The organism is Companilactobacillus formosensis (assembly GCF_005405305.1).
Classification (GTDB): Bacteria; Bacillota; Bacilli; order Lactobacillales; family Lactobacillaceae; genus Companilactobacillus; species Companilactobacillus formosensis.
Genome location: NZ_BJDU01000005.1, coordinates 27,292 through 46,519 on the forward strand (window position 1 = coordinate 27,292; position 19,228 = coordinate 46,519).

A 19,228-nucleotide genomic window follows, 5' to 3' on the forward strand; every position below is an offset into this window, starting at 1 on the left:
TTTTTAGTCAATTAATTTTTTTAAAGCAACTCCAGTTCTTGAGTCTGGACACTTCATACTATCCTTTGGCGTGCCTTCAAAACAAACTTTACCACCATATTTACCAGCATCAGGACCCATATCTATTAACCAATCAGCCTGAGAAATAAGAGATAAATTGTGTTCAATCAAAATTAAAGTGTTGCCATTATCAACTAATTTTTCAAATAGATCAATCAAGCGTTTCGTATCATTCAAATGCAAACCTGTAGTTGGTTCATCTAAGAAATATACGCTACCTTTGTGATCCAATTCCATAGCTAATTTAACTCGTTGTACTTCCCCGCCAGATAGAGTTGTCATCGATTGACTTAGATTTAAATAACCTAAACCAACCTTCTCAAGCAAATCAACTTTTTTCAAAATATTGGGTACATCTTTAAAGAAGTCCAAGGTATCATCAATCGACATGTTCATCACTTCTGAAATATCTTTACCATGATACTTGTATTGTAGGGCTTCCTGACTGTATCTTTTACCTCCGCACAATTCACAAGTTTGAATGACGGGATCCATAAAGGCCATTTCAGTTATCGTTACACCCTTGCCTTTACAACGAGGACAAGCGCCTTTGCCATTATAACTGAATAACTGTGTTGATACTTTATTTGCTTTGGCAAAAAGTTTTCTCAAAGGATTCAAAATATTCAAATACGTTGCAGGAGTTGAACGAATATTTACCCCAACAGAATCTTGACTGAGATCAACGTAATCTATGCCTGACATCTGTTGCTTAAATGCATTAACTAAAGTACTTTTCCCTGAACCAGCTGGTCCAGATACAACCGTCAAAACTCCCTTAGGAATCTTAGCACTGACTTTATTTAAATTATGCGAAGTTACATTTTTTACATCGAGCCAATCAGTTGTCGTTCTAGGTCGACGGAATTTTATGGGAGTTCGTAACATCTGCCCGGTAATAGTATTAGATTTCAATAATTCAGAATAAGTTCCCTTAAAAGTAACTCTTCCGCCACCTTTACCAGCTTTAGGCCCAATCTCGACCACATAGTCAGCCGCCGAAATAATTGTTGGATTGTGGTCGACTAGAACAATCGTATTACCTTGATCTTTTAGTTTTTCTAATGATTTAGTAATCAGCTGAATATCATGTGGATGCAATCCAACACTAGGTTCGTCTAAAACATAAACTAAATCTGACAAAGAACTAGTTAAATACTTAGCAATTTTGATCCGCTGTGCTTCACCACCAGATAATGTATCAGTTCCACGATTCAAAGAAAGATAACCTAAACCGATATCTACCAACGATTGAACTTTACTGCGCAATTCACGGACCATTGTTTTAGCTTTAAAGTCGGTAATACTATCCAAGAATTTCAAAACGTTGACTAAATCCATCTCACCGACTTCAGCGATATTCTTGCCTTCAATCTTAGCAGTTAAGGCTTTACTATTTAAACGAGTTCCATGACATACTGGACAAGTTTTTCTCGTGACAATTTTTTCTAGTGCAGCCTGATGATGCCGACCAGAAGCACTATGAATTACCGAACGTAGCATTCGTGGGACCAAGCCTTCATATTGAGCTGTTCGAGCCCAAGTTTTAGGAGGATTCTTCAATTTTTGTTTGGGAGCATGCATAAACATTTCATATTCTTCTTTGGAGTAATCTTTGATTTTCTTATCAAGATCAAACAATCCACTGTTGCCATACTCCTTCCAACGCCACGTTCCCGGTTGAAATCCAGTAAAAGTCATTGCCCCTTCATTCAAAGACTTGTTAGGATCAATTAACTGACTTTCATCGACCTCATCAACAAAACCCAATCCCTGACAATTAGGACACATTCCTTGAGGCAAATTAAAGGAAAACCATTCAGAATAACCCACCCAAGGCTGACCAATTCGGGAAAACATCAGTCGCAACACTGAATAAATTCCGGTATAAGTTGCCAAAGTGGATCGAGAATTACGTCCGATTGGCTTTTGCTCAACTACGATTGCTACTGGCAAATGTTCAATACTGTCAAATTGTGGTTGACCATATTTAGGTAAATACTGCTGCGTAAAACTGGGAAAAGTTTCATTTAATTCCCTTCGAGAGACCGCCGCCAAAGTATCAAAAACTAAGGAAGATTTACCTGAACCCGACAATCCAGCGAAAACAGTCATTTTATGTTTAGGAATATCTAAGTCAATATTCTTCAAATTATTTTCTCGTGCACCATGAATACTGATGGCACCATTTTTGAATAAATCAGTCATATAAAACTCCTATTTTAAAAATATCATTACAATAGTAATTTTACTCCTCATTAACTTGACGGTATATTTATAGGCTTTATACAAAAAAACTCATCAACGCGTAATTGCGCCAATGAGTCCATTTACTATCTATAACAAATGTGCATCTTTCATTAATTCTTCAATGTAAGTTCCATGGATCTTCTCCATAACTTTCTTTTCTACCATACGTTCTTTGAATGGCAACTTAATATCTTCCAACTTCTTCTTGCCGTCTAAGTAATAAATTGCTCTCAACAATACTCTGACGTCATAAGCTGAACCAAAGACTTCTGGAACACCACGATCAACGTCAAGTAAAGTATAGACAGCTTCCATAGCCGTTCTGACTGAATATTCAGTTGTAAAGACTGTGTCACGTTCAGTTTCAGCAAAGTTTCCAATAAAAGCTAGATTCTTTGAGCCTTTTGGTACTACTAATGGACGATCGCCAACTTTTCTAGGCATGAAGTAAGAAGTGATATATGGCATATGAGCTGGAATCGTATTAGCATGATTCTTAGCGATATCTTCGATTTTATCAGTTGGAACGCCGATGTGATATAGCCATTCTTCACATAGCTCGTCACCACTGCATTCAGTAATCTTCTTGTGAACAAAATTACCTGGTTTATCAGAGAACAATCCATAAACCCAAACAACTAATTCATTATCCTTTTGTCTCTTGAAATGTTTTTGACGACTGATTGAATATCCATACAACCAATTTGAGTCCTTAATAGTTACTGGTCCACTTGTGACGATTGAACCACTATGAGGATCCTTTTTACTAATTTTTTCAATGTATGGAACTACTTGATCATCAGTCAAAGTAATTGTTCCCGAAATTACCCAGTTTGCTTCGGGGATATTCTTACAAAAGACATCTGGATTACCAAAAGCTGGATCTTGTTTTGCCAAATTCTCCCAAAGTGACCAACTGCTTCCTAATTCATGCTCGACTGATGCCGGGTGAGTCTTGTCACCATAAGTAGTGCTTTCAGTAATTGAACCGTTAGTAACAAAGACTAGGTCATTTTCAGTCAATTTGATTGAATTATCCTTGCCATCTGTTGTCATATCAATTTCTGTCGCAACCTTACTATCACTAGAAGTGTCAACTTGGATATTTTCAACGTGAGTATTGTAAGTAAATTGCACACCCTTATCTTCCAAGAATTTGACCATTGGTTGAATAAGCGATTCATATTGATTGTATTTGGTAAATCTCAATGATGACAAATTGGATAATGAGTCAATATGGTGACAAAAGCGCATCAAATAACGTCTCATTTCCATTGCACTAGCCCATGGCTCAAAAGCAAACATTGTTGACCAATAGAGCCAGAAATTAGAATTCAAGAAATCTTCTGAAAATACTTCATTGATCTTTTTACCATCCAAATCTTTTTCTGGTGTCATAACTAAATCGAGTAATTCTTGAACCGCCTTAGGAGTCAAAGTCAAATCTCCTTCAGTTGGTAATTCTTTTCCTTGCTCTTGAATGACACGTCCATGAGAATAACTAGGATCTTTTTTATTCAACCAATAAAATTCATCCAGCACTGATGCATCTGGATTTTCCAAAGATGGAATTGATCTGAACAAATCCCAAAGAGTTTCAAAATGTGGTTCCATTTCTCTTCCACCACGAATAATATAACCTTTTTGTTCATTCCAAATACCATCCATACTACCACCGGGTAATCCTAATTCCTCTAGAATATGGATTTTATTGGGTTTCATTTGACCATCGCGAATTAAGAACGTTGCGGCAGCTAAACCGGCTAAACCTGAACCAACAATATAAGCTGATTTATCATCAACTCCAGCTGGTTTCATTGGTCTTGCAAATGCTTCATAATTTCCATTACTTCTATACATAAGAACCGCCTCTTGTTGTATTAATTTATTTTTGTAATTGTTTACACATAGAATATAGTTCCATTGCTCAAATTTTACAATAGTAAAGTTATGTATTTTGAGACAGAATAGAAAAAGAGTGTTATTTGCGATAAAAACAAATAACACTCTCATTTTTAAAATTCTTCATATACTGCAGGATCTTGATTCTTTGTTCGACCATCTGGTTTAGTTAAAGCATTGATTTGACGCATATCTTCAGCCGATATTTCAAAATCAAAGATATTCATATTTTCACGTTGACGAATTGGCGAAGCTGATTTTGGAATTGGAATTGTCTTCAATTGCAATTCCCATCTTAGTATCATTTGACCAACAGTTTTATTGTATTTTTTGCTTAATTTAATTAATACTTCATCTTGCAACACAGAACTAGCACGCCCAAGTGGACTCCAATCCATCGTCACGATATCGTTATCCGCATCGAATTTACGCATTGATTCTTGATTGAAATATGGATGCAATTCAATCTGATTAACACTTGGCATAACGCCTGTTTCATTTTTCAATTTATTCAAGTGATCTGGTAAAAAGTTGCAAACACCAATTGATTTTACTAAGCCAAATTTCTGAGCATCAATCAAAGCTTGCCAGGCTTCAACATACATACCACGTTTAGGATTAGGCCAATGTAGTAAATACAAATCAAAATAATCCAAATGTGCTCGGTATAGTGATTCTTGTAATGCCGTTATAGCGTCATCATAAGCATAATAGCGGCCTGGCAACTTAGAAGTAACTGTTAAACGATCACGATTGATACCACTCTCCGCAATTGCTTTACCAACAGCACCTTCGTTCTCATAATTATAAGCTGTATCAAGCATCGTATAACCATTGTTAATAGCTGAAACAATACTTTGAACGCCACTACGACCATTTAACTTGTAAGTTCCGAAGCCAAAGCTAGGAATTTCTTGTCCATCATTTAATTTATACATGAATATAACCCTCCTCAATACTTACAAACTACAACAAATTGAGAAAATTGACAAAAGAAAAAGTCCTACATCAATCCGTGATGTAGGACTTTAGATTGCTTTACAGAAAACTTTGGAATGTGCAAAGCAATCATTTTAATTCACAGGTAGGCTACCTGCATAGATAATCATACAGGCATTTATTAAAAATAGCTACCATTTTTTTATTTTTTATTAATCATTTGGTAAATCGTTTTAGCTGTTGGCTTAATATCAGCTGCTAATCTTGAATAATTTTCCAAAACGATCACTGCATTTTTACCATTATGAGAAATATGCATTACAGTTTGGAAACCGTAGCCCCAACCATTAGCAAAGTTGTCGTTTTCACGATGATACAATCCACCACCATAAGTACTACCACTGCCTGGTTTAAATAATTCTTTACGTGACTTCTTACTTAAATAAGAACCAGTCATAATATACTTTTCTACTTTATATAAGTCACTAGCACTCATATAAATTTGTCCAGTACCTAATTCATCAAATTCGAACCACTTTCTCGTATAAAAAGCATTTTTATAATCAAGTCGTGATGATAATGGATCTATATTGTTATAGCCAGTAGCTTTAAGAATATTAGGATTATTGTCATATGCAAAAATCGTATTATTCAAATCAAGTTTCTTAATGAAAGTATCGGTAAATAATTGACGATAAGATTCACCCGTTAACTTTTCCAAAATACCACTTAATAAATTAAAATTAATCGCTTGATAATCCCACTTACCATGCAAAAAATTGGAAAATTTAATATTTGCAATATCTTCATGAATAATATCCTCATCAGAAAGAACGCGACTAGGTCCAATATCGCCTTTCAAAATTAGTCCAGAAGTCATATCCAACATTTGTCTAATAGTTATTTTCTTACTACCAGGAATCTGTGGATAAAATTTAGCCAACTTATCGCTCAATTTCAATTTACCATTTTGAACTTGTTTCATGATCATGGCAGCAGTCATTGATTTTTGTACTGAATCAATTTCATAAGTCGTATCTTCATCGTTATTGACACCATTAGCGTAGTTGGCAAAACCACGACTAGTTTGATAAATTGGTTTACCATCTTTAATGACCAATAACGTTCCAGAATAACCTTTTTGATCTAATAAACTATCAACTTTCTGATTAAATTCACCACCGGCTGTTGAATCAGTCGACTCTGCTAAAGCAGTTTCAGGAAATGCTCCTAAAGCAATTGCCAAAAGCATAAAAAGAACTAAAATATTTTTTTTCATAATATACACACACCTGTGAAACCTGCCTAGAAACCTTCCTCAATTCATAATTATAAAATACTTTCTGAAAAAGGAATACTAATAAACTCATTAATGTTGCTTGTTAAAGACTAGAAAATATGCGATATGGTAAAATGGATTCAATAAGAAAAGAAGGAGATTTAAATGAAAACTATAATAATCATCGTTGTTATTATCCTATTGATTGCTATTTATGCTGGCATGTACAACAGCCTCGTTAAATATCGCAATCGTGCTCAGGAATTCAGTTCTCAAATCGATGTTCAATTAAAACGTCGGACTGATTTAATTCCTAACCTAGTTGAAACTGTCAAAGGTTACGCTAAGCATGAAAAGGAAACTTTAGCTAACGTTATTCAATTAAGAAACAACGTTAATACTGCTGACTCTTTGCAAGACAAAGTTGAAGCTGACAGTGCTTTGAGTGGTGCCTTGAGACAAGTCTTCGCTTTGGCAGAAAACTATCCTGATTTAAAAGCTAATCAAGAGTTCTCTCAATTAATGGAAGAACTATCTAATACTGAAAATAAAGTTTCATATGCACGTCAAGCTTACAACAGTCAAGTCCAGGCTTACGATACAGCAATTCAAACTTTTCCACGTAATATCATTGCAGGAATTCACGGATTCAAGGAAATGAACTTCCTACAAATCCCTGACGCTGATAAGGCCGCTCCTAAAGTTAAATTTTAGTCGAGGACTATAATGATTTACGAACAGATTGACCGTAATAAACGTAAAACCTACTTGATATTTTTTATCTTCTTTTTGATATTAGCCGCTCTAGGCAGCTTTATCGGTGCCTACTTCTTCGACAATATTTACTCAGGTATCGTTATAGCGGTAATTATTGCAGTCGTTTATACATTGATAACCTACTTTCAGTCAACTAGTATCGTGATGCAAATGAATGGTGCTAAAAAACTTAACTCAGCTAAAGATGCACCTGATCTTTGGCACATTGTTGAAGACTTATCGATGGTTGCTGACATCCCATTACCGGAAATTTATATTATTGATGACCCCAGCCCGAATGCTTTTGCAACTGGACGTGATCCAGAACATTCAGCAGTTGCTGTAACCAGTGGCTTGTATAAGATGATGAATCGTGAAGAACTTGAGGGCGTCTTGGCACATGAAATATCTCACGTTAGAAATTATGACATTCGTGTTTCGACCATTTCAGTTGCATTATCATCTGCTATCATCTTGATTTGTTCAATCATTGGTAATGCTTATCGCTGGTGGATTCCGATGAATGATGACGATCGTGACAACAATAATTCCGGTGCCATTCGTCTAGTTCTTTGGTTGGTCGGCCTAATTTTTGCAATTATCGGACCAATGATAGCTACTCTAGTCCAGATGGCAATTTCTAGAAATCGTGAATATTTAGCTGACGTTTCTGGTGCTGAATTGACTAGAAACCCCCAGGGATTGATCAATGCTCTAGAGAAATTAGAGCAAAGCACCAAACCAATGAAACGAGTTGATGATGCTTCAGCAGCTCTTTATATCGATGATCCTAATAAGAAGAAACATTTTGCAGGCTTGTTTGATACTCATCCACCTTTGGATAAACGTATTGAAGCCTTAAAGAAAACTTTTCAGTAAGAAGTTGATTGATTTCAACTTCTTTTTTATTTTTTATCCTTTATTTCCGAATTAAATTTGTTGTTAATGCAAATATTGTTCAATATTTCAGAAAATCTATGATAGAATCATATTTGGAGATTGAAGAGATCTTCATAGTGAGGGGAATTTTTTTATGTATATGTTATTACTCATTGTCATAGGTTTGATCGTCTTGTTTACAGCTTTTATGATCAGACCTAAAAAACGAGTCCAAAAAAAGTTAGTATCTTTAGGAATAATCTTGGTTATTGCTGGAGGTTCAGGAGTTTACCAGACCTACCAGGGAAATCTAAACAGTGGTGACAATCCTAAACGAGTTGGAAAAACTACCACTGCCGATTCTGATTTAGCTAACTTGAATTACCAAGGCACTCAAGAAGTAGAAGTTAATAACAATACGCCTACTTTCACAAAATCCGAACTAACTGTTTCGAATGGTCCTTGGCAAAAGTTTGCTGATTTAGACAATCTAAACCGAGCCATCCAAGCAGATGCTTTATTAAGTAAAAGTCTGATGCCTACTGCTAAACGTGAAGCACTCTATGTTAACCCTACTGGTTGGCACAACAAACGGATCAAAGGTGGTTGGCTATATAATCGTTCACACTTAATCGGTTATCAACTGACTGGACAAAACAACAATCCTAAGAATTTGATGACCGGTACTCGTTCTTTGAATTCACCCGAAATGCTTAAACATGAAAACGATATTGCTTATTATCTTAAACAAAATCCTAATAATTTTATTAGGTATCGTGTCAAACCGATATATCGTGGTAATGAATTAGTTGCTCGTGGCGTTCAAATGATGGCTGAATCCTTGAATAGCAATGGACAGCCAGATCATGAAGTTTCTTTTAACGAATACATTTTTAATGTTGAAACAGGTGTGAAGATTAATTATAGTGATGGTACCAGCGTAGTTAATAATAATTAATGATTAGGAGATGGTCGTAGTGCAATATAGTACAGGTGATAAAGAAGTATTCGATTTAATTAATAAGGAAGAACAACGACAAAATAGAAATATTGAGTTGATTGCTTCTGAAAATATCGTTTCTGACAATGTTAGAAAAGCTCAAGGATCAGTTTTGACTAATAAATATGCTGAAGGTTATCCAGGGCACCGTTACTATGGTGGTTGCGAATATATCGACGGTATCGAACAAATCGCAATTGATCGTGCTAAAAAACTTTTCAATGCTGAATACGTTAATGTTCAACCTCATTCAGGTTCACAAGCTAATGCTGCTGCTTATCAAGCCGTGCTAAAACCAGGAGACCGCGTTTTAGGTATGGATCTTAATGCTGGTGGTCACTTGACTCACGGTTCAAAAGTTAACTTTTCTGGTAAAATTTATGATTTCTTCTCATATGGCGTTAATGATGAAGGTTTGATCGATTACGATGACGTTCAAAGAATCGCCGAAGAAGTTAACCCACACTTGATTGTTGCTGGTGCTTCTGCTTACAGTCGTATCATTGACTTCAAGAAATTCAGAGAAATTGCTGACTCTGTTGGTGCATATTTGATGGTCGACATGGCTCACATTGCTGGACTAGTTGCTGTTGGTTTACACCCTACTCCAGTTGGAGTTGCTGATATTGTTACTACTACTACTCACAAAACTCTAAGAGGACCTCGTGGTGGTATGATCCTTGCTAATGCCGAATTAGGTAAGAAACTTAATTCAGCTGTCTTCCCAGGCACACAAGGTGGACCACTAGAACACGTTATTGCTGGTAAAGCTGTTGCTTTTGGTGAAGATCTTCAACCAGAATTCAAAACTTATATGGAACAAGTTGTTAAGAATGCTGCCGCAATGGCTAAAGTCATCGATGCTGCTGATAACCTTTCTGTTTTAACTGGTGGTACAGACAATCACTTGCTAAACGTTGTCTTAACAGATTGTGACTTGAATGGTATGGAAGTACAAAACTTACTCGATTCTATTCATATCACAACCAATAAGGAAGCTATTCCAAACGACCCATTGCCTCCAAAATATACTTCTGGTTTACGTCTAGGTTCTCCAGCTGTTACTTCAAGAGGCTTTGACGAAAAAGACTGTGAAGAAGTAGCTCACATTATCGTTGATGCTATCAAATACCACGACGATTCTGAAAAATTACAAGAATTAGATGCACGTACTAAAGCCTTGACTGACAAGCATCCTATCAAATAATAAATATTCGAGCAGAGCTTAGGCTCTGTTTTTTTTGTTGACTTTTTTTCGAAGAGTTATTATTATAGGTTTAAACATTTAAACATATCAAAGGAGAACTATAATGGCTGAAGAAACTATGAATCTTTTCAAAAAAGGTATGCCGATTTTTTCAATTTTTCAAGATGAGAATCGTCAAAAAATTATTTTACTACTGTGTAAAAACAAAGAATTAACGGTCAATCAAATCACTGATCAGTTAAATTTATCTCGCCCCGCCGTTTCACATCATCTCAAATTGATGCTAGATGCTAAGGTTATCGCAGTAAATAAAGTTGGCAAGGAAAGATTTTATCGTGTTTCATTAGACGATACTGTACAATTGTTAAAAGAATTGACAGTCTCTCTAGAAAAAAGTATTTCATCCAAATAAGATGAAATTTATTTTTTGCCCATTATGTCTAAATGTTTAAACCTATAATCAGGAGAATACTATGACTACTATATTTGATTCCTTAACCTTAAAAACTAATACTACAATCAAGAATCGCTTCGTAAAGGCCGCTATGAGTGAGACCTTTGGCGATAAAAACTACCAACCAACTGAACAACTTATTTCACTTTATCAAGCTTGGGCTAATGGTGGCACTGGTTTACTTATTACTGGAAACGTGATGGTAGATCGTAACGCCCGCGGTGAATTTGGAAACATCGTTGTTGATCAAAACCAAGATTATCAACTATTAAAAAAATGGGCACAAGCTGGAACTATCAATGACACCAAAATTTTTCTACAATTAAATCATCCTGGAAAACAATCCCCTAAGACTATTACTAAACAACCAGTCGCTCCTAGTGCTATTCCCATGACAGGTTCAAATAGTTTTGCTTTTAATTCACCTAGAGCTTTAAGCCATTCAGAGATAAAACAAATCATCGCTAAGTTTGTCGATGCCGCAGTAATTGCTCAACAAACTGGCTTTTCCGGAGTAGAAATTCACGCCGCCCATGGATATTTGCTCAATCAATTTCTTTCACCACATGATAATCAAAGAAAAGACGAATATGGTGGTTCTTTAGAAAATCGCATGCGCATCATCACAGAAATCTATTCGGGCATCCGAGAAAAAGTTGGTAATAACTTTCCTATAGCATTAAAAATCAATTCATCTGATTTTCGTCCCGATGGCTTTTCTGAAGAAGATTCACTCAAAGTAATCCAAAAAATGGATCAACTGGGTATCGACTTGATAGAAATATCTGGTGGTAATTATGAGAATCCAAAAATGCAAGGAATCGGCAAAGGTGCTTTCTTCATCGACTATGCCCAAAAAGTTAAACAGACAATCAAAACACCTATCATCGTTACTGGTGGTTTTAATACAGCTAATGGTATGGAATCTGCCATCCAAAATAATGAGACTGACTTTATCGGACTTGCTCGCCCATTAGTCATGGTTCCAGACTTGCCCAACCAGCTCAAATGGGGTAACTTTACTTCTGTAAAACTAAATCATCTGACCACCGGTTCAAAAAAGTTGGATAAAAAAGTCGGTTCTTTGATTGGGTTAAGTTTCTATCAACAACAGATGTCACGAATTGCTGAAAACAAAAAAGTTCAACCTACCACAAATGCCTGGGGTGCTTTACTATTTTCTCTTAGACATCAAGGATTATCTGCTTTAATGCCACAACGGAATAAGGAGTAATTTATGAAAAAAATCTTAGTTGTTCTAACAAATACAATTAAATACTTAGGTACACAACAAGCTACCGGACTCTGGTTGGGTGAAGCTACCGAATTTGTCGACGAAGTTACCAAAGCAGGTTTTTCAGTTGATTACGTCAGTCCCAAAGGTGGTTTTGTCCCCTTAGATCCTCGCAGTTTCAAATATACTGACAAATCTACTATGGATATTTATAGTAGTTCTGATTTTCAACAACGAGCTCTAACTAATTCATTAAAACCCGAAGAAATCAATCCCAAAGATTATCAAGCTATTTATTATACTGGCGGTCACGGTGTAATGTGGGACTTCCCTACCAATCAAAAATTACAACAAATCACTAACGATATTTACCAACAAGGTGGCTTCGTAACTTCAGTCTGTCACGGTATTGCTGGATTACTAAATGTCAAAGATGATTCAGGAAATTATTTGATTGCTGGTAAAAAAATTACTGGTTTCACAACTGCTGAAGAAATTCTCGCTGGTAAAAGAAAGGTTGTTCCTTTTTTGAATGAAGATGTTGCCAAACTACATGGCGCTGATTTTCAAAAGAAACGAGCTTATAAAGAATTTGCTATCCAAGATGGACAATTGATCACTGGTCAAAATCCATTCTCTGCTCGTGCAGTTGCTAAGTTATTAATCAAAAACAAGAATTGAGTGTATACAAAAAAGATTCCCTACTGATTTAGAAAAATCAAAAGGGAATCTTTTTTCATAATTATTGAATATCGCTTGCTTTAACCCATTCATTTGTAGCAACACGATACATTTTTTCGCCATTAATTGTTGCACTTTGATCTGTATACCAAGGAGTGTTGGCAGCCAAGGCACGATTCGTTACCTTTTTACCATCTTTCGTATACAAGGAAGCTTGATTCTTTGTTGTAACAACATTAGGATTTGCTGCTTGTTCTGTTCCATCTCTCTTATCGACCCAAACATTATTACCTACACGATAATATGTTTCACCATACATAAACATCTTACGGTCTACTTTCCAAGATGAACCTGCAGGCAATTCTGAAAAGTCTCTTGTTCCAGTTACTTGATTTGGCAAACCAGTATCATCACAAGTTATTGCATCTGTTGTTAATGTAATAGTAGTTGAATAAGGAACCCCAAATGTTTTATTTTGTTCAGCGGTCGTTGAGTTCGTTGGTTCATAATTGAAACCACTATACAAATAAACATTTCCTTCTCCATCTAAGTCCAATTGATATGTATCATTTGAACCATATGTGTATCCATCAAATGTTGGTGCTTTCAACGTTATTATACCTTCAGAATCAACTTTCATTCCTTCGAGTGAAATTGGTAAAGCATTTCCTGTTGGATGAGATTTATCCCCACCTGACCAAATATCGCCATTAAGAGTACCGTGCAAAGTATAAGTTCCATCACCATTGTCTGTATATGATGCATCTGGTTGAATAAAGTTTCCATCAACGTCTGTTGAAGCAGAAACTGATGTAGTACTCAATACTGGCGCAGCAATTGGTGCTACTGCCAATAAAGTAGCAGCGGTAATTCCCATAAATTTAACAAATTTTTTCATAATAAATTCTTCCTCCCTGTAACATTTAATTACATCCATATGTTACCTCCAAGGGGTGTCACCATATGACATTTTGCGAGCGTTAACAAAACTTTTTGAAAAAAGTTTAAATAATTTTGATTTTCCCATAATATACTTAAAAAATGGTTCGCAAGTCGACACAAGGTCGCTTGCATAACACACTCTAAGCGGCTTAGCCACACGACGGAATACGGAAGCTAAGGCTTCCCCATAACACACTCTAAGTGGCTTAGCCACACGACGGAATACGGAAGCTAAGGCTTCCCCATAACACACTCTAAGTGGCCTAGCCACACGACGGAATACGGAAGCTAAGGCTTCCCCATAACACACTCTAAGCGGCTTAGCCGCTAAAAGTGTGTAAAAAAAATAGACCTTATCAAAATTGATAAGATCTATTAATAATTAATCTTCTGTATCCATAGAAAGGTTAGCTTTTTTAACTTTATGTTCATAACGATAATAAAGCGTGAACCCAACTAATCCGAAGACTACTGGGCCAAGAACGGTCCAAAGAGCATCAGTATAAGTACCTTCCATTAATGGTTGTAGTAATGTAAAGATAATTGCAAAGGCCAATACTAAGAAGACAATTATCGAAACTGTCCACATAGCCTTCTTATTCTTATAGAACAAGTATGGCTTTTCGATGTCTTTGTTCATGTTAAAGAATGGATATGCTCCTACTAAGAACAAGTATGGAACAGTCGTTGAAACGTTAGCCATCAATGTCAAAACATTGTATAGAGCTTTGGCATTCTTACCACCCATATCAACGATTAAGATCAATACGATAACAACGATTGCTTGCATCCACATTGCAAAAGCAGGCATACCATGTTTGTTTAATTTAGTAACTTTTTCAGGCCAAAAGTCTTTTGGTGTACCCAAAACGAATGATTTCAATGGTGAATAAATCAAAACGAAGAAGGAACCCATGTAAAGGATAAACATATCAAAACCAGTGAAACGTGCAAGCCACTCACCTAAAGTAATAGCTGCAGCACTGCCCATTCCGGTATGAATCCCGAATTGATAACCAAGGTTACTCATCATAACATAAGTAATATTTCCTAGGTTAACGTTACCTTTGGCAATAACTGAATTCCAGTTGGCACTCATAGCCCAAAAGAGAATTGTTAGTGAATAAAGTACTGTGATAACAATAGCCGAAATCAAAACACCACGTGGGAAATCACGCTTAGGATTCTTCATACTATCAGTAACACCACCGACAGATTCCATACCACCGTAAGCAAAGATTGCATAAACGATGAAGGAAACCATCCCTAATGGTGAAGCGAAGGCTGGATTTGCCGAATGGATAAAGGTATCTAAGCCTTGAATTGGTTCAGCTGTGTGGAAGCCTGACATGAATAAAACTGCCAAACTTAACACAAAGAAGATAACTTGCAACAGAATCATCATGATACCACCAAAGTTTGAAACCTTAGTGATTTTTTCAATACCTTGCGAAGCTGTGAATGTAACGAAAATGATCCATAAAACAGCTAAAACACCAATAACTTGTGTGGCACTCAAGCCAAACATTCCCCAAGTTTGAGTTGTATCATGTCCAGCAAAAGTCGTAGACAATGGAATCCAAACTTTTGAAGAAGTAGAGACTAGCCAAACTTCCCATGAAGCCAGCCACATAAAGGTACCGATGAAGGCCCATTTAGGTCCAACAGCCCCATCGATCCAAGAATAAATTCCACCTTTTGCTTCATTAAAAGCGGAACCATATTCTGCCATCATAAATCCTACTGGAAGGAAGAAGAAGACAGCCGCAAAAACATACCAAACAATACTTGCCAATCCCATCTGTTCATATGCAACAGTTGTATTAGCGAATCCAAAAATAGCCGTGAAAATCATCATTATTAAACTAAATAACGTGATTGTTTTCTTCGGCGAATTACCATCATTCATTTTTAAAACCCCTCATTTAATTTTCAATGTACAAATTTTTATAAATTCATATCTGTCTTGAAGTTTAGAGGTGAAAAATCAGTCGAGTCCGTAATTAATTGAGCAATTAGCTCTTTGTAGCCATCAAGTGAAACTTTAGCCATTTCAAATGAAGCTTTTGTTAAATAATTAGGTAATTTATCATCATCTTTGCTCAAGGCCTCTTTATCAAAATCATGTAACTTCTTACGAAGCGTGATATTGATGTCCTTTTGCTTGGCTTGGAAGTCTTTTCCAAGTTCTTTGTAATGACCATCTAATAAAACTCCGGCCAATTTATAAGTCCAATAAGCTGACTTGCTATCATATGGTAATTTCCCGAGTTTGTATTCTTCTGGAGTGTCAATGCTTCCCATATAAAATGGTACATAAACGCTTTGAGAAGCTACACCCATTGCTAACCATTGAACGCAAGCAATCTCAGGAGCCATATTAGGTCTAATCTGTAAGACGTGCGACTCTTGAGTTTTAGCTAAACTAATTGGACGATATTTCTTATTATCAGTAGACTTATTCAACGGATCGAATGGAGTCTTTTGATAATGTGATGCCAAATAATCTTGAGCATCATCAACACTTAACAAACGATTTGCCTTTTTGATAAAAGCTAAATCTTCACTTTCTGGGCTTTCATTAGTTTTTCCCGAAAACTGTTGTTGCCCCCACCAGACACGAGGTGTGCTGTATATTTCATCAGACAAATCATGTGTTCCAAAAATTTCTCTAAAATTAAAACCATTGGGTTTAGTATTCAAGTGATTGTCTTCGACAAATTTTTTAATATCTTTACGATATAAGAAATTATCTGGATCATCGAAATCAATTTCTTGAATAGCTAGTTGATTGGCGACAACTGCATAACTATCGTCGGGGATACGTTGTGCAACCCAATAATGCCCTGATCCACTTTCAAAGTACCAAACTTCATCTTTATCTGAGAAAAGTACTCCGTTAGTTTCACAAGTTCCATAATCTTCAATAATCTTACCTAGTCGTAAAACACCTTCCCGAGCGGTTTTGACATAGGGTAGAACTACTGTGATCATGGCCTCTTCACCAATACCATTTTTATCAAGAGGATCAACGCCTAAAACACGTTGGTTAGAATAAGCACTTTCTGTGGCACTCATTCCTACTCCGTATTCGTTAAATCCATCCTCTTCAAATAATCCTTCTTTAAAGGTCCATTCAGGAGTGGCAGAATATTTATAGCGAATTTTAGGTAGGTCCATTTGAAAGTCATTAGCTTTGGAGACAAATTTTTGATCATCAGTAAATTCTTTATGTTCATGGATAACGAAATGCTTAGGCCATGAAGCCATCGCATCTTCGTTACGTCCGATGATAGTTGAACCATCAACGGTGGCTTTTTTACCAATTAAAATACTAGTACAAGCCGATAAAGAACTTTTATTATAAACTAAAGCCATCTAATCACCTTACTTAAATTTTACTGCGGTACCATAAGCTGCAACAGTTTCCATGTCAGCACTGATCGAATCAGAATCAAAACGCATCATAACGACAGCATCAGCATCCATATCTAAAGCATTTTGACGCAAACGGTCAATCGCAATATCACGTGCTTCTGTTAATAGTTCGGTATAGGCTTTGATCTCGCCACCGACGATGTTTTTGAATCCAGCTCCGATATTCTTTACGACGTTCTTTGATTGAGTAGTAAGTCCGAAAACTTCACCAATAATCTCGTAATCGTGACCTGGAATATGTTCAGTCGTAGTCACTAATATCTCGCTCTTCTCCATTGATTCACCTCACAAAAATAATTATTTCACTCCATAAATAATGTAACACATAAATTGCGTCAAATGATTATATCTCAACAAATATTCCCGACAAAATGCAATTTTTGTTGGATAAAAATATCATGAATATAAAAAAATTAAACGTAAAAAAAGAACCTTGCGAATTAACTCACAAAGTTCTCTTCCTATACTATTAATTTTTTTGATTGATTTTTTCGGCAACCTTGTCAACTGTCTCATCAACTCGTTCTTTTGCTTTGCCGATAGCTTCTTGGGCTTTACCTTTTAATTCCTGCTTATCATTGCCAGAAGCTTTGCCAACTGCTTGATTCGTTTTACCTTTAATCATATCTTCTTTACTTTCAATACTCATACCATAAAACTCCTCTCTGATTTATCTATAAACAAAGAATAGCAAGTTTCTGGTAAATCAAGCAATATTTTAGTTCTTCAAAATATCTTTAAAGAAATCAACCGTAATGTCAAAAATTGGTTTCATAATTGCCAAAATCATTAAAAATAGATCGACAAACAATAGTTTGATCATCCAGGCAACCGACATGCTAGTTGTAAAGTGGAAATATAGGGCAAATAGTCCTAAAAATATAGCCACGAAAGCAAAAATATAAATTACAACCAGTCCTATTAAGTTTTCTGTTTCAGTTTCTTCATGTTTCATGGTAGTTTCCCCCTCATCTGGATCGATAAACAATTTATTTATCAATCTTTGTTAACGCTTACATTATAACATCGTCAGGGTTTGCTTGATAAGTTTTTTGAAAATAATTGCTTATTATTTGCTTATTGACATCTGAGCGTCTAATATAAGTGTAGTTAAAAATGATGAGATTAAATTAACAGGAGTTCCTTTTTTATTTCGGGGGTCAATAAAATGAAATTATCAAGACTTATTACATTATCAGCTGTAGCCGTTATGGCTATGTCTAGTTCGTTTGCCGTTACACAAAAAAATGCCGATGCTTCAACTGTCGCAACCACAAATGCCAATGGTATTGCCAAATTGTACACAAAAAATGGTAAACAAATTTCCAATCGTGCTTTAGCACCTAATACTAAATGGGCTGTTGGAAACGTTATTACAATTAATGGAGAAAAATTATATCAAGTTGCTTCTAATGAATATTTAAAAGCTAGTGCCTCTAGTCTTTCTGGAGACGCTCCTGTTGCTGTTGCCACAAAATCAGATGCTACTACTGAGTCACAAAGCGATACTGACTATACTCCAAATTTGGCCAATATTAACAGTTACTTTGCCAAATACGTTAACGCTTTGCATCAAGCCAATGGTACTGGTTCTGTCAATGTTTCTAATGACGTCATCTCTTATGCTACACAAAGAGCTGATCAACAAAATGGCAATAACCTAGATCACAATACAGCTACTAAGAATATGTCTGAAAACCTTTCTGGTGCTGGATATGATTATATAATAAAAAAAGCCGGAGCTAAGTCCGACAAAGATGTTGCTTATTTCTTATTAAAACAATGGTATGACGAAGATAATTGTGTCGATCCATTGGGTACAGCCGGTCACTTTGGCCACCGTGCTGCTTTAATTTATGCTGGTCCTAACGTTGGTCTTGGAATCAACGCTAAAAACTCTGCTTTTGAAGCCGATTGGAATGTTGATAACATCTCCGCTCAAAAACAACTTTACAATTATACTGGTACAAATCCTAATACTAAGTTTATTTCTAAAGATGCTGTTCAATAAACTCAATCCTAATAAACTCGTTGTAGATAACTTCTACTTCGAGTTTATTTTTTTATATATTTTTTTGAGATCATCATCTGATCTAATTCTAAGAAAATTGATGAGATTAAATTAGCTTTTAGAATCAAATGAAATTTATTAAGCTCTTTCTTGATTACAAATAGAATTATACAATTCATTAAATTGTAAGTGCATC

18 protein-coding genes are annotated in these 19,228 nt (G+C 35.8%); 8 read left to right on the forward strand and 10 right to left on the reverse strand.

Annotation, left to right across the window (positions count from 1 at the left end; translation table 11 throughout):
• Window positions 1-3 precede the first annotated feature (3 nt).
• The 4 genes from FFM65_RS06690 to FFM65_RS06705 all read right to left on the reverse strand — a co-directional run bounded on the left by FFM65_RS06690 (window position 4) and on the right by FFM65_RS06705 (window position 6,430).
• Window positions 4-2,268 carry an ATP-binding cassette domain-containing protein gene (locus FFM65_RS06690; protein WP_119318372.1) on the reverse strand — a complete coding sequence of 755 codons (2,265 nt, stop codon included), beginning with the start codon at window positions 2,266-2,268 and terminating at the stop codon, window positions 4-6.
• A gap of 129 nt (window positions 2,269-2,397) precedes the next feature.
• A complete protein-coding gene (locus FFM65_RS06695; RefSeq protein WP_119318371.1) occupies window positions 2,398-4,170 on the reverse strand; it encodes an oleate hydratase in 1,773 nt (590 codons plus the stop codon).
• Window positions 4,171-4,325: 155 nt separating this feature from the next.
• Window positions 4,326-5,150, reverse strand: a complete 825-nt coding sequence (locus FFM65_RS06700) for an aldo/keto reductase (protein ID WP_119318370.1) — start codon at window positions 5,148-5,150, stop codon at window positions 4,326-4,328.
• Window positions 5,151-5,353: 203 nt separating this feature from the next.
• On the reverse strand, window positions 5,354-6,430 hold the full coding sequence (locus FFM65_RS06705; protein WP_119318369.1) for a serine hydrolase domain-containing protein: 1,077 nt from the start codon (window positions 6,428-6,430) through the stop codon (window positions 5,354-5,356).
• Window positions 6,431-6,595: 165 nt separating this feature from the next.
• On the opposite strand from FFM65_RS06705, the gene FFM65_RS06710 reads away from it, so the two are divergent.
• From FFM65_RS06710 to FFM65_RS06740, 7 genes are all read left to right on the forward strand, one after another.
• Window positions 6,596-7,144 (forward strand): LemA family protein, encoded by a 549-nt coding sequence (locus FFM65_RS06710; RefSeq protein ID WP_059074494.1) that lies wholly within the window; start codon window positions 6,596-6,598, stop codon window positions 7,142-7,144.
• Window positions 7,145-7,156: 12 nt separating this feature from the next.
• Window positions 7,157-8,065, forward strand: coding sequence for a zinc metalloprotease HtpX (gene htpX, locus FFM65_RS06715; RefSeq protein ID WP_119318368.1), 909 nt, complete (start codon window positions 7,157-7,159; stop codon window positions 8,063-8,065).
• A gap of 154 nt (window positions 8,066-8,219) precedes the next feature.
• A complete protein-coding gene (locus FFM65_RS06720; protein WP_119318367.1) occupies window positions 8,220-9,023 on the forward strand; it encodes a DNA/RNA non-specific endonuclease in 804 nt (267 codons plus the stop codon).
• Window positions 9,024-9,033: 10 nt separating this feature from the next.
• On the forward strand, window positions 9,034-10,272 hold the full coding sequence (glyA, locus tag FFM65_RS06725) for a serine hydroxymethyltransferase (RefSeq protein WP_119318366.1): 1,239 nt from the start codon (window positions 9,034-9,036) through the stop codon (window positions 10,270-10,272).
• A 103-nt stretch (window positions 10,273-10,375) separates the two neighbouring features.
• A complete protein-coding gene (locus FFM65_RS06730; RefSeq protein WP_119318365.1) occupies window positions 10,376-10,684 on the forward strand; it encodes an ArsR/SmtB family transcription factor in 309 nt (102 codons plus the stop codon).
• A gap of 61 nt (window positions 10,685-10,745) precedes the next feature.
• Window positions 10,746-11,960, forward strand: coding sequence for an NADH:flavin oxidoreductase/NADH oxidase family protein (locus FFM65_RS06735; RefSeq protein ID WP_119318364.1), 1,215 nt, complete (start codon window positions 10,746-10,748; stop codon window positions 11,958-11,960).
• Between the two features lie 3 nt (window positions 11,961-11,963).
• Entirely contained in the window at window positions 11,964-12,641 is a 678-nt protein-coding gene (locus tag FFM65_RS06740; RefSeq protein ID WP_119318363.1) for a type 1 glutamine amidotransferase domain-containing protein, read from the forward strand.
• 61 nt (window positions 12,642-12,702) lie between these two features.
• Here FFM65_RS06740 and FFM65_RS06745 read toward each other — a convergent pair whose 3' ends face one another.
• From FFM65_RS06745 to FFM65_RS06770, 6 genes are all read right to left on the reverse strand, one after another.
• A complete protein-coding gene (locus FFM65_RS06745) occupies window positions 12,703-13,539 on the reverse strand; it encodes an SLAP domain-containing protein (protein ID WP_245954249.1) in 837 nt (278 codons plus the stop codon).
• Window positions 13,540-13,965: 426 nt separating this feature from the next.
• Window positions 13,966-15,492: a glutamate/gamma-aminobutyrate family transporter YjeM gene (gene yjeM / locus FFM65_RS06750; protein WP_119318361.1), complete on the reverse strand. Its 1,527-nt coding sequence runs from the start codon at window positions 15,490-15,492 to the stop codon at window positions 13,966-13,968.
• A 38-nt stretch (window positions 15,493-15,530) separates the two neighbouring features.
• Window positions 15,531-16,961 carry a C69 family dipeptidase gene (locus FFM65_RS06755; protein WP_119318360.1) on the reverse strand — a complete coding sequence of 477 codons (1,431 nt, stop codon included), beginning with the start codon at window positions 16,959-16,961 and terminating at the stop codon, window positions 15,531-15,533.
• 9 nt (window positions 16,962-16,970) lie between these two features.
• Entirely contained in the window at window positions 16,971-17,297 is a 327-nt protein-coding gene (locus FFM65_RS06760) for a heavy metal-binding domain-containing protein (protein WP_119318359.1), read from the reverse strand.
• Between the two features lie 193 nt (window positions 17,298-17,490).
• Window positions 17,491-17,670, reverse strand: a complete 180-nt coding sequence (locus FFM65_RS06765; protein ID WP_119318358.1) for a CsbD family protein — start codon at window positions 17,668-17,670, stop codon at window positions 17,491-17,493.
• A 69-nt stretch (window positions 17,671-17,739) separates the two neighbouring features.
• Window positions 17,740-17,976 carry a hypothetical protein gene (locus FFM65_RS06770; protein ID WP_010020219.1) on the reverse strand — a complete coding sequence of 79 codons (237 nt, stop codon included), beginning with the start codon at window positions 17,974-17,976 and terminating at the stop codon, window positions 17,740-17,742.
• Window positions 17,977-18,189: 213 nt separating this feature from the next.
• On the opposite strand from FFM65_RS06770, the gene FFM65_RS06775 reads away from it, so the two are divergent.
• Window positions 18,190-19,032: an SLAP domain-containing protein gene (locus FFM65_RS06775; protein WP_119318357.1), complete on the forward strand. Its 843-nt coding sequence runs from the start codon at window positions 18,190-18,192 to the stop codon at window positions 19,030-19,032.
• The last annotated feature ends 196 nt before the right edge of the window (window positions 19,033-19,228 follow it).